The following is a 22,507-nucleotide window of genomic DNA, read 5'->3' as shown; positions in this document are numbered from 1 at the left end:
CGGGCGCACGGGCCACCAGCCCCTCAGCCGATTTGCCCGCGCAGCCGGTGCGCCTTGTTGCGCCAGCCCGCCTGTTCGGGGTATTTGACCTGGAAGGTCTTGATGTCGGCCTGGGTGGCGTATTTCACGCGGAAGATCCTGAACGTGGCGTCGGCCTCGTAATCCACAAAGCACCACTGCGCGTCACCCTCGGCCTGCTGGCGGTAGGGCAGTTCATACCAGCACAGGTCGGCCTGGGTCTCAAAAGGCACTTCAAACACGCTTGCGTCGGCCTTGCTTGCCAGCGCTGCCACCAGAATCTTTGCCATGCGCAACCTCCTGCGAAAGGGAGAAAACCAACGCGTGCATGTTATCGGACCGCACCGCTGGCCGCATGGTGCGCAACCCCGCAACCCCGCCACGCCGTACAGCGGTGGATACCCGCGCCGGGGCGCGCAACGGTGAAAATTCTGACAACGGTTCGCGCCGCTGGCTGACATGCCGGTGCGCACCGCGCAGGCGCAAAATGCCCTGCGGTGCAGCCCGTGCGCTGCGCCTCAAGGCCCGCCATCATGCTGAAACTTCCCCTTCACGCAATGCCAAGCCCACGTGGCACGCAGCAAACTGGTCAACGCCGCTGGCGGCTGGGCATGCTGCTGGCCCTGGTGGCCATCACCGCCCTGGGCGCCTGCGCCGAGCCGGCCCCGCTGCCGCCCGAGGCGGGCATGGGCCCATCGCCCACGCTGCCGCCGCCCGTGCACTCCACCGTGCCCACCGTGCTCATTGCGCCTGCGGTGGGCTGGCCCGCCGGCACCCAGCCCACGCCCATGAACGGCCTGCGCGTGACGGCGTTGGCTACGGGGCTTGACCACCCGCGCTGGGTGCTGGTGCTGCCCAATGGCGACGTGCTGGTGGCCGAGAGCAACGCGCCGCCCAAGCCAGGCAGCGCGGGCGGCATCAAAGGCTGGATCACCGGCCTGGTGATGAGGCGCGCCGGCGCGGCCGTGCCCTCGGCCAACCGCATCACCTTGCTGCGCGATGCCGATGGCGACGGCGTTGCCGAAACCCGCACCATCTTTTTGCAGAACCTGCACTCGCCCTTTGGCATGGCGCTGGTCGGCAACGCCCTGTATGTGGCCAACACCGATGCGGTGCTGCGCTTTGACTACCAAACCGGCCAGACCGCCATCACCGGCCGCGGCACCAAGCTGGTCGACCTGCCCGCAGCCCCCATCAACCACCACTGGACCAAGAACCTCATTGCCAGCCCCGACGGCAGCAAGCTCTATGTGACCGTGGGCTCCAACAGCAACATTGGCGAAAACGGCATGGCCGCCGAAGCCGGCCGCGCCGCCATCTGGGAGGTCGACCGCCTCACCGGCGCGCACCGCGTGTTTGCCTCGGGCCTGCGCAACCCCAATGGCCTGGGCTGGCAGCCCGACACCGGCGCGCTGTGGACGGTGGTGAACGAACGCGACGAACTCGGCAACGACCTGGTGCCCGACTACCTCACCACGGTAAAAGACGGTGCCTTCTACGGCTGGCCCTACAGCTACTACGGCCAGAACGTGGACCCGCGCGTGCAGCCGCCCCGGCCCGACCTGGTGGCCAAGGCCATTGCGCCCGACTACGCGCTGGGCTCGCATGTCGCCCCGCTGGGCCTGGCGTTTGCCACTGGACCGGCCTTGTTGCCCACGCTGGCCAGCGGCGCCTATGTGGGCGAGCACGGCTCGTGGAACCGCAGACCCCGCAGCGGCTACAAGGTGGTGTTTGTGCCGTTTGCCAACGGCCAGCCGGTGGGTTTGCCGCTGGATGTGCTCACCGGCTTCGTCAGCCCCGACGGCAAGGCCTGGGGCCGCCCCGTGGGCGTGGCGGTAGACCAGCGCGGCGCGCTGCTGGTGGCCGACGATGTGGGCAACGCGGTGTGGCGGGTAACCCGCGCGCCCGCGCCATGAGTGCCGCACAGGGTGCAGCAGCCGGTGAATTGAGCCAAAAGTGCATGCAGCGCTTGCGCATAAATCGTAAGTAGCTATAAAAATAAAAGCAAACCACGCCGTCGATCACCGCCCGGCACACGCGCCCGTGTCGGCAGTCGGCGCACCTTTCAGCTCCACGATCAGCACATGCGTGGGCGTGGCGCCGATGTTCTCGCCAATATGCGTCTGCGGGTCCGACCACATCACATCGCCCGCCTTGAAGCTGCGCTTGAGCACCTTGCCATCGGGCAGCGTCAGCGTGCGCTCGAATGCGCTCAGTGCATACAGCACAAAGCCGGGGTGGTGATGCTGGTGCGTCTTCTCGCCCGGCTGGTCGCGGTAGTCGAGCACGCGCACGCAGGGGTTTTCCAGCACCACCTTGTATTTATCGCCATCGGTCACTACCGCGTCCTGCGCCCCTGCGCAGGGCCCCAGCAACGCAAGACCCAGTCCCAACACCATGCGGATCATGAGAGCCTCCACCATGCCGAGCCGTGGCAGGTGGCCACACCAGTCAGCTCGGCTCGTGGCTGGGGGCCATGAAAGCGACGATGGTGCGCCTGTGCCATTGCAAAGGCAATGCTTCGCAATGGCGCTGGTGGCGACAGGGGAATAGGGCATGGCCCATGCAACGCTTGGTTGACGCCTCACCCCCTTGCCCCATACCCTGACAGCTTCACCACATGCACAAAGAAAGACAACCCCATGAGCTCCGCCACACGCCGTCTGCACCCTGAACGCCACCGCACCGACCGCATTGGCTGGCTGCGCGCCGCCGTGCTGGGGGCCAACGACGGCATTGTGTCCACCGCCAGCCTGGTAGTGGGCGTGGCGGCGGCGCAGGCCAGCCAGTCCACCATCTTGATGACGGCGGTGGCCGGGCTGGTGGCCGGGGCCATGTCGATGGCGGCGGGCGAATATGTGTCGGTGCACTCGCAGGCTGACACCGAAAAAGCCGACCTCGACCGCGAGCGCCGCGAGCTGGCCGCCGACCCTGCCGCCGAGGCGCGCGAGCTGGCCGCCATCTACGAGCGCCGGGGGCTGGACGCCGCGCTGGCGCAGCAGGTGGCCAGGGAGCTGATGGAACACGACGCGCTGGGCGCCCATGCGCGCGACGAGCTCGAAATCTCCAGCGCCATGACGGCGCGCCCCGTGCAGGCCGCGCTCACCTCGGCCGCCGCCTTTGCCGCCGGCGCCGCCTTGCCGCTGGTGGTGGCCGCCGTGGCGCCCGCCAGCAGCCTGCTGTATTGGGTGGCCGGCACCGCGCTGGTGTTTCTGGCCCTGCTGGGCGGCGTGGCCGCGCGCACGGGCGGCGCGGGCGTGCTGGTGGGCGCCTGGCGTGTCACCTTCTGGGGCGCGCTGGCCATGGCCATCACGGCAGGCGTGGGGGCGCTGTTCGGGGCGCCGGTGGGGTGATACGGGGAAGGGCGCCAGGTTAGGGGTGAAACAAGGCGTAAGCCCTTTCCGGGTAAGCACTAGATGCTACAGAAAATAGAGCAATTGCTTTGCTCAAAGCTTCTGCATCGCTCGGCACTTGGGAAACGTAGAGCACCCCCAAAACTGCTTGCCCGCCTGCGCGCCCGACTTTGCGGTGCGCAGCGCCATGGCGCTGCCGCACTGGGGGCACTTGCGCTCGGCATCGGGGGTGTGGCGCTCTTTGAGCTGCTGCACATGCGCGGTGTGCGTGGCCCGAGTGGGCGCCAGCCTGCCGCTTTGCAATTGCTGCACCAGGCGCTGCACCTGCCGGGTGTCAAAAATGGGCTGCGTGAACGAGAGAATGAAATTCACGCACCCGCCGCCATAGGTCACGTTCGCGGGCATCGCGGTTTTGAACGTGCTGCCGCCCACAAACACGATGACCGAGTGAACAGCCTCTGGCGGGACCTGCAGCGTGGCCTCCAGCGCCTTGGTGTGCTTGTAGTTCTGGCGCAGCGGGTTTTGAAACCTGAAGCTGCGCTTGAAGATTTTTTGCGTCCACTCGGCTTGTCGCTCGCTGCCGAAAATCCAGCCCTGCAGGTTTTTGGTTTCGATGGCAAAGATGCCAAAGCGCGACACGATCACATGGTCGATCTGCGTGCTGCCGTCGGGCGTGGTGAGGGTGACGTTGTGCAGCGGAAAGTACACTGCCTTGTCCAGCTGCCAGCGCAGCATGAAGCGAACAAACCATTCCCCGATATGGCCCTTGCCCCACGGGCTCTGCAGGATGGCTACCACCACCATGAGCGGAATTACCCACGACAGGGTGGACAGCAGCATGTGGATAAGAGGTTGAATGGCGTTTTGCATGGTTCATCCGGACACGAGGCCGTGGTGATTGTTGTGCTGATGTGCAAACGATATTGAGTTGCTGTTTGCCGCCCCAGCGCAGGCGCCCCTAAGCCATCACCACGCGGTCGCGCCCTGATGTTTTTGCGGCGTACAGCGCAGCATCGGCCCGGGCATACAGGCTGGCGGCATCTTCCTTGTCGTGCAGCGTGGCGGCGCCAATGCTGACCGTGGTGGGCTGCCCCAGCCAGTTCGACCGGGCCACGGCAATGCGCATGCGTTCGGCAACTTCGTGGGCACCCTCGGCATCGGTGTTGGGAAGGATCACCGCGAACTCTTCGCCGCCAACCCGCGCCACCACGTCGATCACCCTGGCGCAGCCGCCCAGCAACTGGGCGATGGCCACCAGCACTTTGTCTCCGGTTTCGTGGCCGTAGGTGTCGTTGATGCGTTTGAAGTGATCGACGTCCAGCATCAGCAGGCTCAGCGGCGTGCCCCTGCGCTCCACAATGGCCAGCTCCAGTTGAAGGCTGTGATCGAATGCACGCCGGTTGGCCACGCCGGTCAGCGCGTCGGTGGTGGCCATTTCGCTGAGTGCCCGGTTCAGCGCATCGACTTTTTGAATCTGCGCCAGCAACTGCTGGTTGAGCGCGCTGGCGTCCTGCAACGCCATGCGCAGCCTGATTTCGCGCATGGCAGAGTGCGCCAGCTCGACAATGATCTCCACGTCCTGCTCGGTCCACTGTTTGGGCTTGAAATCCACGGCGCAAAAGCTGCCCAGCACTTCGCCGCTTTCAGTGCGCAGCGGAATGCCGGCATAGGCCCTGATTCCCAGCGACTTCACCGTGGGCACATCCCGAAAAACGGGCAGTTGCGTGACGTCTTCCAGGATCAGCGCCTGCCCCGACACCAGGGGATAGTGGCAAAACGAGCGCCCGCTCAGCTGGCGGGTGGTTGCCAGGGGCTCGCCCAGGCCATAAGCGCTTTTGTAGAAATCTCGGTCTGCGTCCAGCAGCGATACAAAGGTGACGGGCGCCCCCGTGAGCCTGGCCGCCAGGCGGGTCAGCCGGTCAAAAACCTCTTCAGGCGGGGTGTCCAGCAAGCCGGTGTCACGCACCGCAGCCAGGCGCCTTGGGTCGGTCAGGGCCGCCTGGATCTGGGCTGCATCAGCAGGGGTTGTGGGTTTTGATTCCATGGCGCATCGTAACAACGAGGGCTGAGGTTGTTACATATTCGCCGGATGGATCAAGGGCCTATGGCTCCCTGGGCCCCGCGCATCTCACCGTTCGGGTAGAGCGACAACCGTTCGGGCTGCGCTGGTCGAAGCCGGTGCGCGCTTTGGGTGCAGCCCGTTAACGGGCTCGGGGCGGCCGGCATTGCACGCTGGCATGTCGAATATCACCAAAAACAGCCGCAAGCGCTTTGTGGATGAGCGCTAGCAGCTATCAAACCAAGAGCGATTGTATTACCCTCGCCATGCCACTTCGCCCCCGGTGGCCACGCCCTGCGCGCGGCCCAGGTCCTCCAGCGTTTGCCGCAGCGTGGGCAGGCATTTATTTCCAGGGGCCGGGGCCTTTGACGTGCGGTTCGACGATGGGGCCCAACGTGCACTGCGCACCCTGCGGCCGGGGCCACAGCGGTGCGCAGGGTGCTTTGCGGCGGTTCAAGCCAGGCGTTTACCCGCCGAACTTGTCTTCCAGATAGCGCCCGGGCCGGGCCATCATCATGCCGCCGATGGCCATGGGCACCACGGTGGCCACATACACCCACAGCGGCGTTGTCCAGCTGCCCGACACGGCATACAGCCAGCCGCCCAGCAACGGCCCCAGCGTGCCCGCCAGGTAGCCAATGCCCATGGCAAAACCGGCGATGGACGCCGAACCCATGGTGGTGCGGGTGCGCAGGTTGAACATGGCAATGGCCAGCGGAAACGCACCGCCCGCCAGGCCCGCCACCAGCGTCATCAGCCAGGCCGGCCCCACGCCAAAGATCATGCCCAGGTAGCCCAGCGGCCCTGCTGCTGCCAGCAAGGCGGCCAGGGGCATGGGGTTTTTGAGCTTGTTGGCGATCAGCGGCGTGACAAAAGCCATCGGCAGCGTCATGAAGGTGTAAACCGAGAACGCCACGCCCACGGCATTGCGGTCCAGCCCCAGGTGCTGCTGCAAGATGGTGGGCAGCCAGGCCAGCATGGCGTAGATGTTGAGCGACGCCATGGCGTAAAACAGCGCCGTGCCCAGCGCCACCGGGCTGGTCACGAGCTGGGCCAGCCCCAGTCTTTGTGCGGCGGGTGCGGCGGCGGCCCCCGCCTTCAACGCTTCAGGCTGGGCGCTGCGCATTTTCAATAGCTGAATGGCCCACGGCACCACCGCCACCAGCGACAACACCCCCCACGACGCCAGCGAGGCCTGCCAGCCCAAGGCGTTGGCCACCGGGATGGCCGTCATGGCCGGCAGCGTGGCGCCCGCCTGCATCAGCAGCGCGAACACGGTCACCATGGTGGCCTGCCGGTCAGGAAAATACTTTTTGACCAGCGGAGCGCCCACCACGTTGCCCATGCCCATGCCCACCAGGGCCACCACGCTCAGTGCGATGAAGACCGGCGCGCTGCCCATGAAGAGGCGCGCCAGCGTGCCCGCAGCGGCCAGGGCCACGGCCAGCAGCGCGGTCTGCTCGGCGCCGATCTTGCGCACGACGACCGGGGCCAGAAACCCCGCCGCGCCAAAGCACAGCGTGGGCAGCATGCCGATCAGCGTGGCGCCCGCCGTGCCCATGCCCAGCGCTTCGCGCACGTCGGAAAGCAATGGCGACAGGCCCGTGACCGCATGGCGCAGGCCAATGCCCAGCAGCACCAGCCCGATCAAAATGGCCGCGCGGCCCTGCCACAGCCCACGGGGCGGCGTGGCCGCCGCGCCCGCGGCACCTGTTGCAGCGCCCGCCGAGGCGGACGGGGTGTTGGGGCTGGCCGCCATGATCAGCTCGCTGCCTTGGAGTCCCCATCAATCGGGAACATCTGGCCCGAAATCGTGCGGGCGTGGGGGCCTGCCAGAAACACCGCCAGCGCGGCAATGTCCGCCGGGTTGATGAACTGCTTGACCGACTGGTTGGCCAGCGCCAGATCGGTTTCTTCCTGCACCGTGCGGCCCGACACCTTGGCCCGCCCCTCAAAAACCGATTGAATGCGCGGCCCGTCCACGGCACCGGGGTGAATGCTGTTGGCGGTAATACCCAGCGGCCCCAGCTCCAGCGACAAGGTTTTGGTAAAGCCCACCAGGCCCCACTTGGTGGTGGAATACGCCACCCGGTTGGCATAGCCAAAGCGCCCGGCCAGCGAAGACATCACCAGGATAGAGCCCGCGCCCGATGCCTTGAGCAACGGAATGGCCCGCTGCGTCACCATGAAAGTGCCCGTCAGGTTGATGCCCACCACGGCATTCCAGGTGTCCATGGGGTAATCGGCCACGGGTGCGGTGGCGCCGGCAATGCCCGCGTTGTTGACCAGCACATCCAGCCCGCCCAGCTGGGCCTGCACATCGTTGAACAGGGTGTCAGGTCGGCGGCCTTGCTGATGTCGCCCACGCTGCCGGTAATGCCGGGGTTGCTTTGGGTAATTTGCTGCACCGCCTCGGCATTCACATCGGCAATGTGCACGCGCGCGCCGTTGGCCACGAAGGCCTTGGCAATGGCCAGGCCGATGCCGCCGGCGCCGGCGGTGATGAGTACGCGTTGGGTCATGATGAAACTCTTCTGGGTAGGACTGAAGAGGCTGAACAGACCGCCATTACGCAAACTTGCGGGGCTGGCAGTCAATGCCTTTCATCGGAACTGCAGAGAGTCGTCAAAAGGCGGGGTTCAGTGGGCCGGTGGGTTGTTCCGCTGGCCTGTACTTATAGTACCCACAGGACGATGGTGTCGGTAGTGGGCAAAATTTTACTTCACTGTTCCACTCATCGGGCTAATGTGTGCCCTTTGCAATTTGCCCTTTGGTGTCGCAATGCCAGCAAGGCGATACGAGGCAACACGAGGGCAAAGAGGCGCAACGCGGCGCATCACCCCCGCCACGCCACTTCGCCCCCGGTGGCCACGGCCTGCGCGCGGCCCAGGGCTTCGAGGGTTTGCAGCAGGGTGGGCAGGCCTTTCTTCCAGGGGCCACGGCCTTTGAAGCGGGCTTCGATGGCGCTCAATGTGAGCGGTATCGGGCTGGCGGCCAGCGCATCGGCCACAGCGCGCACCTGTTCGGGCAGGGTGGCGGGCCAGGGGTGCTGGGCGGGCTTGGTTTGCTCTGGTTTTGATAGTGGTTTTTCACTATCCAAATCGGCCTCTGGCGCTTGTTCCTCTTGCGGCAGCAGCTCTTGTTTTTGCAGTGAATTTTGCGGGTTTTGGAAAGCGGGCCGCAGCCAGCGCACGCGGCCCTGGGCTTCTTCTGCCGAGCGCTGGGTGTTGAGTTGCACCAGGTGGGCCAGGATGTCGTCGGTGGTGGCGTTGGCGGGCAAGCCGTAGGCGGCCAGCACGGCAGTGTCCAGCTCGTCGTGCAACTCGCGCAGCACGCCCACCAGTCCGTGGGTGTGGATGGTTTTTTCTTTGGCGGTGAGTGCGCGGCCTTCGCGCAAGGCTGTCAGCACGTTGTAGAGGCCGGTGAGGGTGAGGGCTGTGTTTGTGGTGTTTCTGGTGTTGGCGGTGTTGGCGGTTTCAGCGGGTATTGCCGGGGCAGGCGGGGACTGCGGCGGGCTCATACGCGCTTCGCTTGCGAAATCGCCCGCCGCAGCCCCCGCCTGCCCCAGCACGCGCTTGCGGTGGGCGTCGATCTGCTCGGCGAGCTGGGCGATGCGCTCGCGGAGCTGCGGGGTCAGGCCGGTGTCTTCGTCGGGGAAGGGGAAGGTTTCGAAGCAGCGGGATTTGTTATAGCGGACGTTGCCGATGTACATCCCGAGAGTGCTTCCGTTGGCCCAGGCCCATTCTGCGTGCAACTGACTGGAGAGAACGCCTAGCGTCAACGCATCGTCCACGGCGAAGGCGACCAGCATGTTGTCCGGCAGGATGTGGGCGTCGAGAAACTGGAAGGTGCGGTGCTTGGCGGTTTCGACCGTTGCGATGTAGCGGGGTAGGCCAGCGAGCTGCTTGCGTAGTTTTGGATTCGTTTCGCCAAAAAGCCACCAATTTTTGCGGCGGCTGTCGCGATTGTTTTGGTCCCGCTCGGGTTTGACGCGCTCAAGCAGCCATTGATAGACGGCGGGGTGCTGTGTGCGCAATTCTTCGGCACTCAGTCCAAAGGCATCGATCACCATGACGTTGCGCGGTTCGCCGGTCAAGTCGCGTCCGTTGCGGTAGTCACGAATCAGGGCGGCGGTGTGCAGCGCTTCGGCTTCCTCCGCAGTCACGATGAAGCCCGCGCCAAAAAGTTGAACACCACGATTGCTGAGGTTTTCGTTGGCGCATAACGCAAGCGCACCGGCTACGTTCGCGCCACTGCTGAGGTCAGCGTGAATGACGCCTACGGCTTCAGCCAATGTCACTGCCATTTCGCCGTGTTCGCCCGGCTGCTCATCCCTTACTGTCAACAACTGCCCTTCGCCCGCGCCGGGTGTCAGCACCGTCATGGCAATCCGCACCGCTGCGCCATTGGCGCCGTCCACCCATGGGTGGTCGGGAATCGCCATGAGCAGGTGGCAGCCCTTGTCCAGCGCCGCCTGCACCACGCGCCGGTTGAACGTTTGGCGCAGGCTGTTGGTGGTGATGAGCCCCATGCGGCGCGTGTGGCCCGCCGCCACTTGCGCGGCGGCGTGGTGCCACCAGAACATCACAAAATCCGCGCTCTCGGGCACCTCGGGCCAGGCGCCGCGCAGGGCTTGCACATAGCCGTCGCCCAAGGCGGCGCGCATGCTGGCGGCACCAATGAACGGCGGGTTCCCCACAATGAAATCCGCCTGCGGCCACTGCGCCTGCCGGGCGCCCACGTAGCGCCATTGCGGCACCTGGGCGGCTTCGTCGGGCACTTGTTCACCCGTCACAGGGTGGGTTTTGAAGGTGCGGCCGTCCCAGCGGCTGAGCAGTTGGCCGTTGGCGTCGTAGGCCACTTCTTGCGCGTCCCAGGCCAGCACGGCGTCGCGGCATTCGATGTTGCCGTAGTTGTGCACCACGGGCTCGGCCACGGCGGCGTTGCCGCGGGTGCGAATGTGCCACTGCAGGTAGCCAATCCACAGCACCAGTTCGGCCAGGGCGGCGGCGCGTTCGTTCAGCTCGATGCCGCGCAGTTGCTGCAGCGTGACGGTTTCGCCTTCAAAACCGAGCTGGTCTTGCGTGTGGCCCAAGGCCTCCAGCTGGTTGACGACTTCGCCCTCCAGGCGCTTCAAATGCTCCAGCGTCACGTACAAAAAGTTGGCACTGCCACATGCGGGGTCGAGCACGCGGGTGGTGCACAGCTGGTGGTGGAATTTTTTGACCTCGGCGCGTGCCTCGGCCAGCTTGGCTTCCATCGCTTTGCCTTGCAGCGCGGCGGCTTCGTGGGCCAGCACCAGGGCGGCGGCCTGGGCGTTGGCCCAGTCGGCGCGCAGGGGCTCGATCACCGTGGGCAGCACCAGGCGCTCTACGTAAGCGCGGGGCGTGTAGTGGGCGCCCAGGGCGTGGCGCTCGGTGGGGTCCAGCGCACGTTCGAGCAGGGTGCCGAAGATGGCGGGCTCCACCTCGCGCCAGTTGGACTTTGCGGCGGCAATCAGCAAATCAATCTGCTCGGGCGTGAGCAGCAGGCTGTAGCCGTCTTCGCCTGCGCCTTTGAAGAGCTTGCCGTTGAAGTGCAGCACGGGCTTGGCCAGCGCAGCGCTGAAGCCGCCCCGGTCCATGTCGGCCCACAAAATGCGCAGCATCTGCTGCAGCGTGGCGGGGTCGTCGCGGTGGGTTTGCAGCAGGCCCAAAAAGGCGCCTTTGGGCAGCAGCTCCACGTCTTCGGCAAACATGCTGAACAGGCAACGGGTGAGGTAGGCTGCTACGGTTTCAGGAGCTACTAGCGCTTGCTGTGATTGGGCTAGACCCTGATTTTGCTTGAAGTTTCCGTTGGAGGTTCCGTTGGAAGTGCCGCCATTGCCTTCGAGCGACTTGGCCAGTTGGGCCAGCAGCGCGGCCACGTCGCGCGTCACTTGCGCGCTGATGCGGGCGGGGTTCAGGCTGTCGGGGTCCAGCCAGATGCGGCGCAGGCGGTCTTGCACCTCGGGTTTTGCCAAATCGGTGAGCGCCAGGCGGTGGCTGCGCGGGTCGGGGTAGGGGGTGTAGGTGCCGCCGGTTTTGCTGAACTCGGCATACACCTCGATCACGGTGCCCACATCGACCACCAGCACAAAGGGCGGGCGGCCCTCGGCGGCTGGCAGGGTGCGGGCGTATTTTTCGCCCTGGGCGCGGGCGCGCAGCAGGCCGTCGTCAAAGCCTTTGGTGTGGCTGCCGGCCTTGAGCTTTTTGGCCTCGAGCACAAAGTGGCCGCGCCGGTAGCAGTCAATGCGCCCGGGTCGGGTGCTGCCGTCGGCGTTGTCAAAGGTGACGGGGCGCTCGAACATGTAGGTTTGCTCGGGCGTGGGGTGGGGTTTGTCCACCCCGAGCAGGGCGCACAGGTCCATCACAAAGCTTTGCGCGGTGGCCAGCTCGCTGGCGGTGTTGTGCTGCCAGCGCTGGATGAAGGCCTGGGTGGCGGCGGTGTCGATGGCTGCGGTGGCTGGGGCGGTAGAGGTCATGCAAAGGGGGGGGAAGCAAAGGTCAGAGGCCCAGGGCGGTGGCGCCTTGCAGGCGCTGCAGCACGGTGTGTTGCATGGCGGGCGGGGCGGTGTGCAGCAGCTGCGGCCAGTCGGCCTGCGCCAGTCTAACTACATCCCGTAACAAAGCCAGGTGCCGTGGCAGGCGCAGCAGGCCGGCGGACTTGAGCAGGGCCTGCATGTCGTGCCAGGTGAAGGCGCGCAGGGTGCGGTCGATGGCGCGGTTAACGGCGTATTGGGCCTCGGGCAGGCCGTCAAAAAACGCGGCAACGCAAACGGGGTCGTACACCGGGGCGAGCTGGGGCATGCGGCCGTCGGGGTAGATGAGGGCCCAGTTTTTGAGGTGCGCGTCGGTGTTGCCCATGAGGATGAAGGCCACCATGCGGGCCAGAAACTCGCGTGTGTCCTGCACGGGCTGGCTGCTCAGGCGGTTGAGCACGCGCAGCATGGTGGCCCAGTCTTGCTGGATGCCTTTGCCGTATTTTTGGCGCGGGGTGTAGCCCAGCACCTGGTTGAACTCTTCCATGTGCACGCGGGCGCCGCCGGGCAGGTGGTCAAAGCGCTGCACGGCCAATATGTCGTTGAAGGGCACGGTGTCGGGCAGGTCGGCCTGGGCGCGGGTGATGATGCGGGCATCGGCGCAGTGCAGGCCCAGCGCCTTGCACAGCTGGTAGCCGGTGTATTCGTTGGCCACCAGGTCGGGGTGGGTGGTGGTGGGCAGCTTCAAGATCACGCTGCCGGCTGCGCCCTGGCGGTGCACGGTGTAGCGGCGGCCATCTTGCACGGCGCTGAATTTGGTGACCACGCCGGGCAGCGAGGCGGCGTCTTCCACGGGGTATTCCACAAAACCGGGCTCGAGCACATCGAGGCCCTGGGTGGTGTGCCAGTGGCGCACCACATCGGGAATGCCGTCTTGCGCGGGCACGGGCTCTACCTCCAGCGCACCCATCAGGTCGTGGCCGGCGGCGGCCAGCAGCTCGAATTCATCGTCGGGGCTGCAGCCACGCTCGCGGGCGAGGCGCTCGCGGTTGTGGCCCTCGGGCAGCAGGTTCTGAAAATAAACCGGCCAGCGCCCGTCGGTGCGCACCAGCCGCGCATCGCGGGCCGAAGCGAGAATTTGCTGCGTGGCGGCCTCATCAGCGCCCTGGAAGCTGAGCGAGAGCGTGGGGCGCTGCGGGTTGCGGATGTAGGCCTCGTCAAACGACACGCGCAGGATGTCGCCATATTGCGAGAGGTAGCCAATGGCCTCGCGGCCGCCCGGTGCGCCGCTGGCCAGCGCGGGGCGGTGCAGGTACAGGCGCAGGTAGCGGATGGAGGTGCTCATGGCGGTGGCGATCATCCGGTGCGGGGTGGATCAACCGGGGCGGCTGAGGCTGTCCACCACGGAGGGCGGCGCATCCACACCCTCGGGCTGGCCCAAAAACTTGCCGCCCGACTGAATAAACGTTTGCAGGCTGGGCCGCAGGCTGCTGGGCACGGCAATGATGTCCAGCCCCAGCACGCGCGCCATTTCGGCCAAGGTGGAGTAGCGGGGGTCGAGGTCGCCGCCTTCGGTGCGCTGCACCGTCATGCGCGAAAGGCCCGCGCTTTCGGCCAGCTGGGCCTGGGTGATGTGCTGGGCCTTGCGGGCGGCGGCCAGGGTGGTGATCAGGTCGTTATGCATGATCGTGAATATACGCTTTTAACTCAAAATGTATAGTTTAAGTTTCCAGTTGATCAAAAAAAGACCGCCTGGGTGGGCGGTCTGTGAGGGGTTACCTTGGAGAGGTTCGGGGTGCAACAAGCCCGTGGATTGGCTTATGCGAAGGTGTTGACCTGGGTGCCCAGCGTGCCCGATGGGGCCAGTGCAGGCTGGGGCAGGGGCAGGGCCTGCAGCAAGGTGGCTGCGGCGCTGGCCTGCACGTCGAGGGCCTTTTTCAGCACGGTGATGTGGATGGCATCCGACGTCTGGCGGCTGGCCAGGGCGGTGGAGGTGCTGACGATGCTGTTGGTGAGGCCGACGTCCATGCGGGGTTCCTTGATTTGATGCCTTGTTATCGGCAACCGGGCGCCGCGCTGGAGGGGTGTTACACCTTTGCGGTCACTCCAGCGCCGGAACGCCCAGGGCGGGGCACGAGGCCAGGTCGGATTCGGGTGAATTGGCGGCATCGGCCAGCTGGCGTGCCGCGTCGCGCAGCGCGGTGCGCAGGCCTTCCTCCAGCACCGGGTGGTAGAACGGCATGCCCAGCAGCTCGTGCACCGTGAGCTTTTGCTGCACGGCCAGGGCCAGCAGGTGGGCCATGTGCTCGGCTTCGGGGGCGCACATTTCGGCGCCTTGCAGGCGGCCAGTGGCCCGGTCGGCATACACATTCAGGCGCCCGTGGTTGCGCTGGGCAGCGCGGGCGCGGCCCTGGTTTTCAAAGCTGACGGTGCCGGTGACGGTGTGGGCGCTTTCCAGGTCGGCCAGGCGCTGGCCCACCATGGCTACCTGCGGGTCGCAAAACACGATGGTCAGCGGCGTGCGGCGCTGAAAGCGCGTAGGCGCAGCCGCCGGCGCCGCAGCAGGTGTGAGGGCGCAGGCCATGGCGTTGATGCCGGCAATGTGGCCTTCGTCGGCGGCTTCGTGCAGCAGCGGGGCATGGGCGTTGGCGTCGCCCGCCAGAAAAACCGGCAGGTCACCGATCTGCTGGGTTTGCGGGTTGACGGCGGGCATGCCGCGTTTGTCCAGCGGCAGGCCCAGCGTCTGCAGGCCCAGGTGCTCGATGTTGGGCACGCGGCCCATGGCGGCAATGACCTGGTCCACCACCACGCGGTTGGGGCCGCTGCGCACCTCGATGCCGCCCGCCACTTCGCGCAGCTCGGCCGGCGCGCCGGTGTGCAGCACCATTTCGTGTTTGAGCAGGGCGGCCAGTTCGGCGTTGAGCGCGGGGTCTTTCAGGCCGGCCAGGGTGTCGCCGGTGCTGAACGTGGCCACTTCGATGTCCAGGCGGGCCAGCGCCTGCGCAATCTCCACGCCAATCACACCCATGCCGATCACGGCCACGCGCGGGCCCAGCGTGGGCTGCTCGAACAGGGTGTCGGTGGTGAGCATGCGGTCACCAAACGCCAGCCATTCGTCGGGCACGCGGGGGCGCGAGCCGGTGGCGATGATGATGCTGCGGGTGGCGTAGGTGGTGCCTTCAACGTCTACCGCGTTGGGGCCCAGCACGGTGGCGCTGCCTGCGATACGGGCTGCGCCCAGCGCTTCGGTGGCTTGCATGGCGCCGGCCACAAAGTTGTCGCGCAGGCTGCGCACGCGCTGCAGCACGGCGGCGATGTCGGCGCTTAAACCCGTGGCGCCGCGCAGGCCAAATGCCTCAAACGTGTGGCGGCGGTGAAAGGCGTTGGCCGCCTCAATGAGCGCCTTGGATGGCATGCAACCCACGCGCGCGCAGGTGGTGCCCCAGGGGCCTTCGTTGACGATGAGGTAACGGTCGGTGCGCTTGCGCACCTCGCGCAAAGCGGCCAGGCCTGCCGTGCCTGCGCCGATGATGACGGTGTCGAGCGGTTGGCTCATGCGGTGTCTCCCCAGGGGCCGAGAAAGCTGCAGTGTGCGGGCGCAGCGGCCGGGCGGCTTGTAGGCGCACAGGCCTTGTGCGTGGCGGTGGCGGGCTGCAATGCGGGCGGTGCACCCTGGCTTTGACCGGCTCAGCCCGAACGGGTGGGGTGGGGGATTGGCGCGAATTCGCCTATCAGGCGTTTTTAGGCTTAACCGCTTGCGGGTAAAGCGCCAGCAGCTATGTTTTATATAGCGGCTTCGAGCGTCTGGGCCGGAACATCGGCCTGTGCCGCGGGGGCGGGCGTCAGCGTGCGTGCCAGGAGGTTGGCGCGCACAAAGGCTTCGAGATGCTCGGGCAGCAGCGGGCGGCTGTAGTGGTAGCCCTGCACCTGGTCGCAACCGCGCGCGCGCAGAAAGTCGAGCTGCTCGGCGGTTTCCACGCCCTCGGCAATGGTGGTCATGCCCAGGCTGTGGGCCATCTGGACGATGGCGGTGGCAATGGCCTGGTCGTCGGTGTCGGTGCCGATGTCGCGCACAAACGACTGGTCGATCTTGAGCTGGTTGATGTGAAAGCGCTTGAGGTAGCTGAGCGATGAGTAGCCGGTGCCGAAGTCGTCGATGGACAGGCGAATGCCGAGCTGGCTCAGCTCCTGCATTTTCTGGGCGGCAATTTCGGGGTTTTTCATGGCCACGGCTTCGGTCAGTTCGAGCTCCAGGCTTTCAGGAGGCACGCCGGTTTGCTGCAGCAGCTGGCTCACCATGTCGGTCAGCCCGGCCTGGCCAAACTGCACCGCCGAGAGGTTGACCGCCACGGTCATCATGGGCAGGCCGCCATCGAGCCAGGCGCGCAGCTGGCGCAGGGCGGTGTGCAGCACCCATTCGCCGATGGGCACGATGAGCCCGTTGGCCTCGGCCAGCGGAATGAACTCGGCGGGCGACACCACGCCCCATTGCGGGTGGGTCCAGCGCAGCAGGGCTTCGGCGCCAATGATGTGGCCGTCGTGCAGCGACACCTGCGGCTGGTAAACCAGGTGCAGCTCGCCACGCGGCAGGGCTTGTTTGAGGGCGTTGCCCAGGGCCAGCGCGCGCGATGAATGCGCCTGCATCTCGGGCGTGAAGAAGCGGTAGCTGTTACGCCCGTCGTCCTTGACGCGGTACATGGCGGTTTCGGCGTTTTTGAGCAGGGCGTCGAGCGCGCGGCCGTCGTCGGGCGAGATGGCGATGCCGATCGATGCGGTCACGAAAATTTCTTGCCCCGCCACCTGCACCGGCTGTGCCAGCACGTCCAGCAGGCGGGTGCAGAACTTGGCGGCCTCGTCCTGGCAGGTCTGGGGCAGCAGGGCAACAAAATCATCGCCCGAGTGGCGCGACAGCGTGGCGCTGTCTGGCAGGCAGGAGCGCAGGCGGTGGGATATTTCCAGCAGCAGCAGGTCGCCCGCGCTGCGGCCCAGCGAGTCGTTCACGTCCTTGAAGCGGTCCAGGTCGATCCACAGCACGGCCAGGGCTGTGCTGTGGCTGGTGGCGTATTGAAAGTGCTGGCCCAGCAAGGTGCGGTTGGGCAGGCCGGTGAGCTGGTCGTAATGCGAGAGCTGCTGGATGCGCTCGGCGGCCAGTTTGCGCTCGGTGATGTCTTCTTTGTGGGCGAGGTAGTTGGTGACCACGCCCTCGGCGTTGCGCACCGGGTAAATGAGCACCGATTCGGTGAACTCGCGCCCGCTCTGGCTGCGGTTGCTCAGCTCGCCCTGCCAGGGTTTGCCTTGGGTGAGCTGGGCCCACATGGTGCGGTAGGTGGCCTTGGGGGTTTTGCCCGAGCGCAGCATGCGCGGGTTTTTGCCCAGCACCTGCGCGGCGCTGTATTCGCTGGAGCGGGTGAAGGCGTCATTGACGAATTCGATGCGCCCTTGCCGGTCGGTGATGACGATGGACAGGGGGCTTTGCGATACGGCCTGCGAGAGCTTGCGCATGGCCTCGTCGTTCTCCAGGCGTTGGGTGATGTCGCGCGAAATCACCACGAAGTGCTGGCCCTGGCCCGCTTGCGGGGCCTTGCGCGCCACCGACAGCTCAAACCAGCGCTTGCCGTCGGGCACATCCAGGGCCACCACGCGGCCGCGGGAGAAGCCTTGCTGGCGGGCTTCGTCCAGGGCGGCCATGGTGGTGCGGGCGCTTTCAACGGGCAAGACTTCGTGCATGGTTTTACCCACCAGCTCGCTGACGGGTGCGGCCAGGCTGCCGGCGTGGCCGGTGCGCACATCCACATAGCGCCCTTCGTCGTCGATCTCCAGCAGCGGGTCTGGCAGGGCATCCAGTGTGGCCTGCAGCTGCCTTTGGGATGCCCGCAGTAGGGTGTAGGGCTGTTGCACGATTTCGGCAAAAACGGCGCGGTACAGACAGGTGTAGGCCAGCACCTTGTAGATGTGGCCCATCAGGTTGTAGGTGTCGGTGACGCCGCTGTAGCGCGTAAAGAAGAACTCGCCGAGCGCCATGATGCACGCCGCTGAAAACAGGCCACTGGCGTTGAAACTGCGCGGGCGGCGCATGTGCCACAGCAACAACGCGGCGGCGGCCATGTAAAGGGCCATCAGCGCGTATTCAAAAGCGATCTTGAATGCGGTAAGCCCCTGGCCGGGAACGAAGGTGGCGGGCACCAGGTGCGGGGCCAGCAAGAACACCCCGTGCAGCGCTGCCACCAGCAGCAGCACCAGGGTGACCAGCGACCTGGCATAGGGCTGCGAGGCGCTGGTGCCCCAGGGCAGCCAGGCCACCGCGAGCAGGGCCAGCGCGCTCAGCAGCCGCGCGGCCAGCCAGAAATAGATGCCCTTGTCGGGGGAGCTGGGGGTGATGAAGTCGGGCATGCCGCTGTAAGACAGCATGTGGCTGAAATCGAGCAGGGCCACGCCCAGGAAGGCACAGGCCAGCAGCAGCGCATTGCGGGGCAATTGCTCACGGCGTGCACTCCAGACCACGCCAAACGTGAGCCCCGCCACCACGATCGCCAGCGTCTCCAGCGCCATGTGCAGGGGCAGGTAGTGCACCACGCCCTGCATGCCCTGCATGCCGGGCAGCGCCATCATCAGCACCAGCAGCAAAAACAGCACGCCCACGGTGCGGGTGGATTGGTGGGCGGCAGGTTGGTGGCTGGGGTGTATCGGCATGGGCGGGTGGGGTGGGGGTCACCAGGAGGCGGGCAGTTGCGGTGAAGCAAGGCTGTGTGCGAGTGTAGTGTTTGTAATGATGTGTTTAATGACTGCGCGGTCAGTCCGCCGGACCGGGCCAGCCGACGCGGCCCTGGCCGTGGTCGTTGATGCGCTGCACAAAGGCGTTGGCCTGGGCTTCGGGCAGGCGCAGTTGTAGCGCGACGAGCGAGCCATGCTGCACATTGAGCAGTTCGGCGCCGGCGGCCTCGATCTCGCGGCGCAGCAGGCCCTCGAGCGCATAGGGCACCAGGCATTGCAGCGTGGCCATGCGCTGCAGCTGCACCTTGGGCGCGGTGAGCAGGGCCTGGGCCACGCAGTCGGTATATGCGCGCACCAGGCCGCCCGCGCCCAGCTTGACGCCACCAAAGTAGCGCACCACGGTGGCCAGCACGCCTTCGAGGTCCTGGTGGCGCAGCACATCGAGCATGGGGCGCCCGGCGGTGCCCCCGGGCTCGCCGTCATCCACCGCGGCCGATTGGCCGCCCGCCAGCAGCGCCCAGCAGATATGGGCTGCGCCGGGGTGCTGCTTCCACAGCGCATCCACATGGGCCTGGGCGCTGGCGCGGTCGGCCATGGGTTGCACGCAGCCGATGAAGCGGCTTTTCTTGATGATGATTTCGCTGTGGGCGGGCGCGGCCAGGGTCTGGGACATGGGGCGCGAGCTTAACCCTGGGGATGCCCTGGCAGGGACATGTGCCCGGCAAGGCGACAAAAATGGCCTGGCGCCGTAAAATTGCGAGTTACCCACCACGACCGCGCCCCACCATGCCCCACGATGACCATGGGCGGCCGCACCCTCCCGCATGAACGCCCCCGTTGACGTCTCCTTTTTTGCGCGCGCCGCAAAGCCCTTGACCAGTTACCGACCGTACTGGGCCAAGCGCTTTGGCACGGCCCCGTTTTTGCCGATGAGCCGCGCCGAGATGGAGCAACTGGGTTGGGACAGCTGCGACATCGTGCTGGTGACGGGTGACGCCTACGTGGACCACCCGAGCTTTGGCATGGCGGTCATCGGGCGGGTGCTGGAAGCGCAGGGTTTTCGCGTGGGCATCATTGCCCAGCCCGACTGGCAGAGTGCCGAGCCCTTCAAGGCGCTGGGCAAGCCCAACCTGTTCTGGGGCGTGACGGCCGGGAACATGGATTCGATGATCAACCGCTACACGGCTGACCGAAAAATCCGCAGCGACGATGCCTACACCCCCGGCGATGTGGGCGGTAAGCGCCCCGACCGCGCCGCCATCGTCTACAGCCAGCGCTGCCGCGAGGCCTTCAAGGACGTGCCCATTGTGCTGGGCGGCATCGAGGGCAGCCTGCGCCGCATCGCGCACTACGACTACTGGAGCGACAAGGTACGCCGCTCCATTGTGGTGGACGCAAAGTGCGACCTGCTGCTGTACGGCAACGCCGAGCGCGCCTTGGTCGAGGTGGCGCACCGCCTGGCGGCGCGCGAGCCGGTCGAGCAGATCACCGATGTGCGCGGAACGGCCTTTGTGCGCCGGCCCGACGACGAAAGCGGCAAAGGCTGGTTCGAGATCGACTCCACCAGCGTGGACGAGCCCGGCCGCGTGGAAGCGCACGTCAACCCCTACATGACCACCAGCGAGCAGGCGGCCTCGCAAGGCAGCAACTGCAGCAAGGACGATGCTCCTGATTCAGGAGCTGCTGGCGCAGGTGGAGAAAGCGCTAGCGGCCAAAAAGACCCTAAAAGTGCCGAGCCCAACCCTGCCATCCAGCCCATGCTGTTCGTGGCCAACCCGGCGCTCAAGGCCAAGCTTAAGGTGCCACCGCGCGACAGGAGCGTTATTCGCCTGCCCAGCTACGAGCAGGTGAAAAGCGACCCGGTGCTGTATGCCCACGCCAACCGCGTGCTGCACCTGGAAACCAACCCCGGTAACGCCCGCGCTTTGGTGCAGGCGCATGGCGAAGGCACCACGGCGCGCGATGTGTGGATCAACCCGCCGCCCATCCCGCTGACTACGGCAGAGATGGACTATGTGTTCGATCTGCCGTATGCCCGCAGCCCGCACCCGAGCTACGCCGACGAGAACGGCGGCCACGACGGCGCGACCAAGATCCCCGCGTGGGAGATGATCCGGTTTTCGATCAACATCATGCGCGGCTGCTTTGGCGGTTGCACCTTCTGCTCCATCACCGAGCACGAGGGCCGCATCATCCAGAGCCGGTCTGAGGATTCGATCATTCAGGAGATCGAGGACATCCGCGACAAGGTCAAGGGCTTCACTGGCACCATCAGCGACCTGGGCGGCCCCACGGCCAACATGTACCGCCTGGGCTGCAAGAGCCCAGAGATCGAGGCGGCCTGCCGCAAGCCCAGCTGCGTGTATCCGGGCATCTGCTCGAACCTGGGCACCAACCACGATCCGCTGATCAAAATCTACCGCCGGGGCCGGGCGCTCAAGGGCATCAAGAAAATCCTCATCGGCTCGGGCCTGCGCTACGACCTGGCCGTGAAAAGCCCTGAATACGTGAAAGAGCTGGTGCAGCACCATGTGGGTGGGTATTTGAAAATCGCCCCGGAGCACACCGAGCAGGGGCCGCTCACCAAGATGATGAAACCGGGCATCGGCAGCTATGACAAGTTCAAGCAGATGTTCGAGAAGTTCAGTGAAGAGGCGGGCAAGAAGCAGTTTCTGATTCCGTACTTCATCGCCGCGCACCCCGGCACGAGCGACGAGGACATGATGAACCTCGCCATCTGGCTGAAAAAGAACGGCTTTCGCGCCGACCAGGTGCAGACCTTCTACCCCAGCCCCATGGCCACCGCCACGGCCATGTACCACAGCAACAAGAACCCGCTGCGCAAGATCACGCGCGACAGCGAGGGCGTGGACATCGTGCGCGGCGACAAGCGCCGGCGCTTGCACAAGGCGTTTTTGCGCTACCACGACCCGAACAACTGGCCGCTGCTGCGCGAAGCGCTCAAGGCCATGGGGCGGGCCGATTTGATCGGCAACGGCAAGCACCACCTGATTCCGACTTTCCAGCCCTTGACGGATGGCGGTTACCAGAGCGCGCGGCGCACCAATTCGACGCCCGCCAAGCCCGGCTCCGCCAAGGCGCCCGGCGCCACACCGGCCAAGCCGCAAAAAGGCCGTCTGCTGACCCAGCACACCGGCCTGCCACCACGCGTGACCGGCGCGGCCAAGCCGTCCGCGCGCAAGCCGCGCTGAGGCTTGACGACAGTTCGGTCCGGGGTGCGCCCAGGCCTCAAGCGTCGCCCAAATGGGTGTCGGTGGCGGTCGGTGTGTCCTGAACCATTGGCGGGGTGATCAGGTCTTCGATCACGAAAGTCCGGTAGTGGAACGCGGCGACGGCCCCCTCCGAGGCCATGGCCGTGGCCACGGCTTGGGGATCATCCTCGTCGGCCAGGGCCACCAGCATGCCGTGGTGGCCGGTGCCGGCCAGTTCCGCCATGCGGCGAACGATGTCTCCTTCTGCACCCACCGAGGGAAAAGGGGTGTCGGCCGTGCCCTGCGTTTGCGCGATGTCCTGCAGGATGACTTCGGGGCTGGCATAGGCAATTTCACCCGCATGCCCGGCCGTTTGCAGCGCAGCAGCGGCCTGGCGCACGCAGTCCTCGTCGGGAAACAGCGCAAACACATGGCCGGTGGGGTAGAAAACGCCGGCCATGCTGGTCATGGAGGAATCAAGAAGGAGGGGTTTCATGGCATCTTCCGGGGGTGTTGCGGAACTTGCATTGAAACGGCTTGTGCGCGCGCTGTGTGTAGGCCATTTGGCCATTTACATATGAATGTACATATGAATGGTTTTCAAAATGAATAGCTGCCAGCGCTTTATTGGTAAGCGCTGGCGGCCCAAAAGACC

Annotated in this window: 16 protein-coding genes and 1 pseudogene; 3 read left to right on the top strand and 14 right to left on the bottom strand. The window is 65.9% G+C overall.

Annotated features, from left to right (window positions below):
• Window positions 1-23: 23 nt before the first annotated feature.
• Window positions 24-308 carry a DUF6150 family protein gene (locus CCX87_RS10075; RefSeq protein ID WP_087745970.1) on the bottom strand — a complete coding sequence of 95 codons (285 nt, stop codon included), beginning with the start codon at window positions 306-308 and terminating at the stop codon, window positions 24-26.
• Between the two features lie 321 nt (window positions 309-629).
• On the opposite strand from CCX87_RS10075, the gene CCX87_RS10070 reads away from it, so the two are divergent.
• On the top strand, window positions 630-1,934 hold the full coding sequence (locus CCX87_RS10070) for a PQQ-dependent sugar dehydrogenase (RefSeq protein WP_087748281.1): 1,305 nt from the start codon (window positions 630-632) through the stop codon (window positions 1,932-1,934).
• Window positions 1,935-2,039: 105 nt separating this feature from the next.
• On the opposite strand, the gene CCX87_RS10065 is transcribed toward CCX87_RS10070, so the two are convergent.
• On the bottom strand, window positions 2,040-2,426 hold the full coding sequence (locus tag CCX87_RS10065; RefSeq protein WP_198314698.1) for a hypothetical protein: 387 nt from the start codon (window positions 2,424-2,426) through the stop codon (window positions 2,040-2,042).
• Between the two features lie 234 nt (window positions 2,427-2,660).
• Here CCX87_RS10065 and CCX87_RS10060 point away from each other — a divergent pair, with 234 nt between their 5' ends.
• A complete protein-coding gene (locus CCX87_RS10060; RefSeq protein ID WP_087745968.1) occupies window positions 2,661-3,371 on the top strand; it encodes a VIT1/CCC1 transporter family protein in 711 nt (236 codons plus the stop codon).
• 93 nt (window positions 3,372-3,464) lie between these two features.
• Here CCX87_RS10060 and CCX87_RS10055 read toward each other — a convergent pair whose 3' ends face one another.
• The 11 genes and pseudogenes from CCX87_RS10055 to CCX87_RS10005 all read right to left on the bottom strand — a co-directional run bounded on the left by CCX87_RS10055 (window position 3,465) and on the right by CCX87_RS10005 (window position 19,313).
• Entirely contained in the window at window positions 3,465-4,241 is a 777-nt protein-coding gene (locus tag CCX87_RS10055) for a nuclease-related domain-containing protein (RefSeq protein WP_198314697.1), read from the bottom strand.
• An 88-nt stretch (window positions 4,242-4,329) separates the two neighbouring features.
• Window positions 4,330-5,415, bottom strand: coding sequence for a sensor domain-containing diguanylate cyclase (locus CCX87_RS10050; RefSeq protein WP_087745965.1), 1,086 nt, complete (start codon window positions 5,413-5,415; stop codon window positions 4,330-4,332).
• Between the two features lie 481 nt (window positions 5,416-5,896).
• Window positions 5,897-7,189 (bottom strand): MFS transporter, encoded by a 1,293-nt coding sequence (locus CCX87_RS10045; RefSeq protein ID WP_087745963.1) that lies wholly within the window; start codon window positions 7,187-7,189, stop codon window positions 5,897-5,899.
• A gap of 2 nt (window positions 7,190-7,191) precedes the next feature.
• A pseudogene (locus CCX87_RS10040) lies at window positions 7,192-7,952 on the bottom strand (SDR family oxidoreductase).
• Window positions 7,953-8,266: 314 nt separating this feature from the next.
• Window positions 8,267-11,932 carry a class I SAM-dependent DNA methyltransferase gene (locus tag CCX87_RS10035; RefSeq protein ID WP_087745961.1) on the bottom strand — a complete coding sequence of 1,222 codons (3,666 nt, stop codon included), beginning with the start codon at window positions 11,930-11,932 and terminating at the stop codon, window positions 8,267-8,269.
• 22 nt (window positions 11,933-11,954) lie between these two features.
• Window positions 11,955-13,274 carry a type II toxin-antitoxin system HipA family toxin gene (locus CCX87_RS10030; RefSeq protein ID WP_087748279.1) on the bottom strand — a complete coding sequence of 440 codons (1,320 nt, stop codon included), beginning with the start codon at window positions 13,272-13,274 and terminating at the stop codon, window positions 11,955-11,957.
• Between the two features lie 30 nt (window positions 13,275-13,304).
• Window positions 13,305-13,613 carry a helix-turn-helix transcriptional regulator gene (locus tag CCX87_RS10025; RefSeq protein WP_087745959.1) on the bottom strand — a complete coding sequence of 103 codons (309 nt, stop codon included), beginning with the start codon at window positions 13,611-13,613 and terminating at the stop codon, window positions 13,305-13,307.
• Between the two features lie 134 nt (window positions 13,614-13,747).
• Window positions 13,748-13,957 carry a YjfB family protein gene (locus CCX87_RS10020; RefSeq protein ID WP_086912472.1) on the bottom strand — a complete coding sequence of 70 codons (210 nt, stop codon included), beginning with the start codon at window positions 13,955-13,957 and terminating at the stop codon, window positions 13,748-13,750.
• Between the two features lie 73 nt (window positions 13,958-14,030).
• Window positions 14,031-15,485 (bottom strand): dihydrolipoyl dehydrogenase, encoded by a 1,455-nt coding sequence (locus tag CCX87_RS10015; RefSeq protein ID WP_087745957.1) that lies wholly within the window; start codon window positions 15,483-15,485, stop codon window positions 14,031-14,033.
• A gap of 227 nt (window positions 15,486-15,712) precedes the next feature.
• Entirely contained in the window at window positions 15,713-18,619 is a 2,907-nt protein-coding gene (locus tag CCX87_RS10010) for a bifunctional diguanylate cyclase/phosphodiesterase (RefSeq protein ID WP_232476376.1), read from the bottom strand.
• A gap of 100 nt (window positions 18,620-18,719) precedes the next feature.
• The gene (locus CCX87_RS10005; protein WP_086912469.1) at window positions 18,720-19,313 is read right to left on the bottom strand and encodes an IMPACT family protein; all 594 of its coding nucleotides are present in this window, start codon (window positions 19,311-19,313) and stop codon (window positions 18,720-18,722) included.
• A gap of 151 nt (window positions 19,314-19,464) precedes the next feature.
• Between CCX87_RS10005 and CCX87_RS10000 the strand changes: the two genes are divergently transcribed.
• On the top strand, window positions 19,465-21,852 hold the full coding sequence (locus CCX87_RS10000) for a YgiQ family radical SAM protein (protein WP_087745955.1): 2,388 nt from the start codon (window positions 19,465-19,467) through the stop codon (window positions 21,850-21,852).
• Window positions 21,853-21,889: 37 nt separating this feature from the next.
• On the opposite strand, the gene CCX87_RS09995 is transcribed toward CCX87_RS10000, so the two are convergent.
• On the bottom strand, window positions 21,890-22,348 hold the full coding sequence (locus CCX87_RS09995; RefSeq protein WP_087745953.1) for a hypothetical protein: 459 nt from the start codon (window positions 22,346-22,348) through the stop codon (window positions 21,890-21,892).
• Window positions 22,349-22,507: the final 159 nt, after the last annotated feature.

The sequence above is a fragment of the Acidovorax sp. T1 genome (assembly GCF_002176815.1).
Lineage (GTDB): Bacteria > Pseudomonadota > Gammaproteobacteria > Burkholderiales > Burkholderiaceae_C > Acidovorax.
Note: the sequence above shows the minus strand (reverse complement) of the source record. Positions and strands in the feature narration are given on the sequence as shown.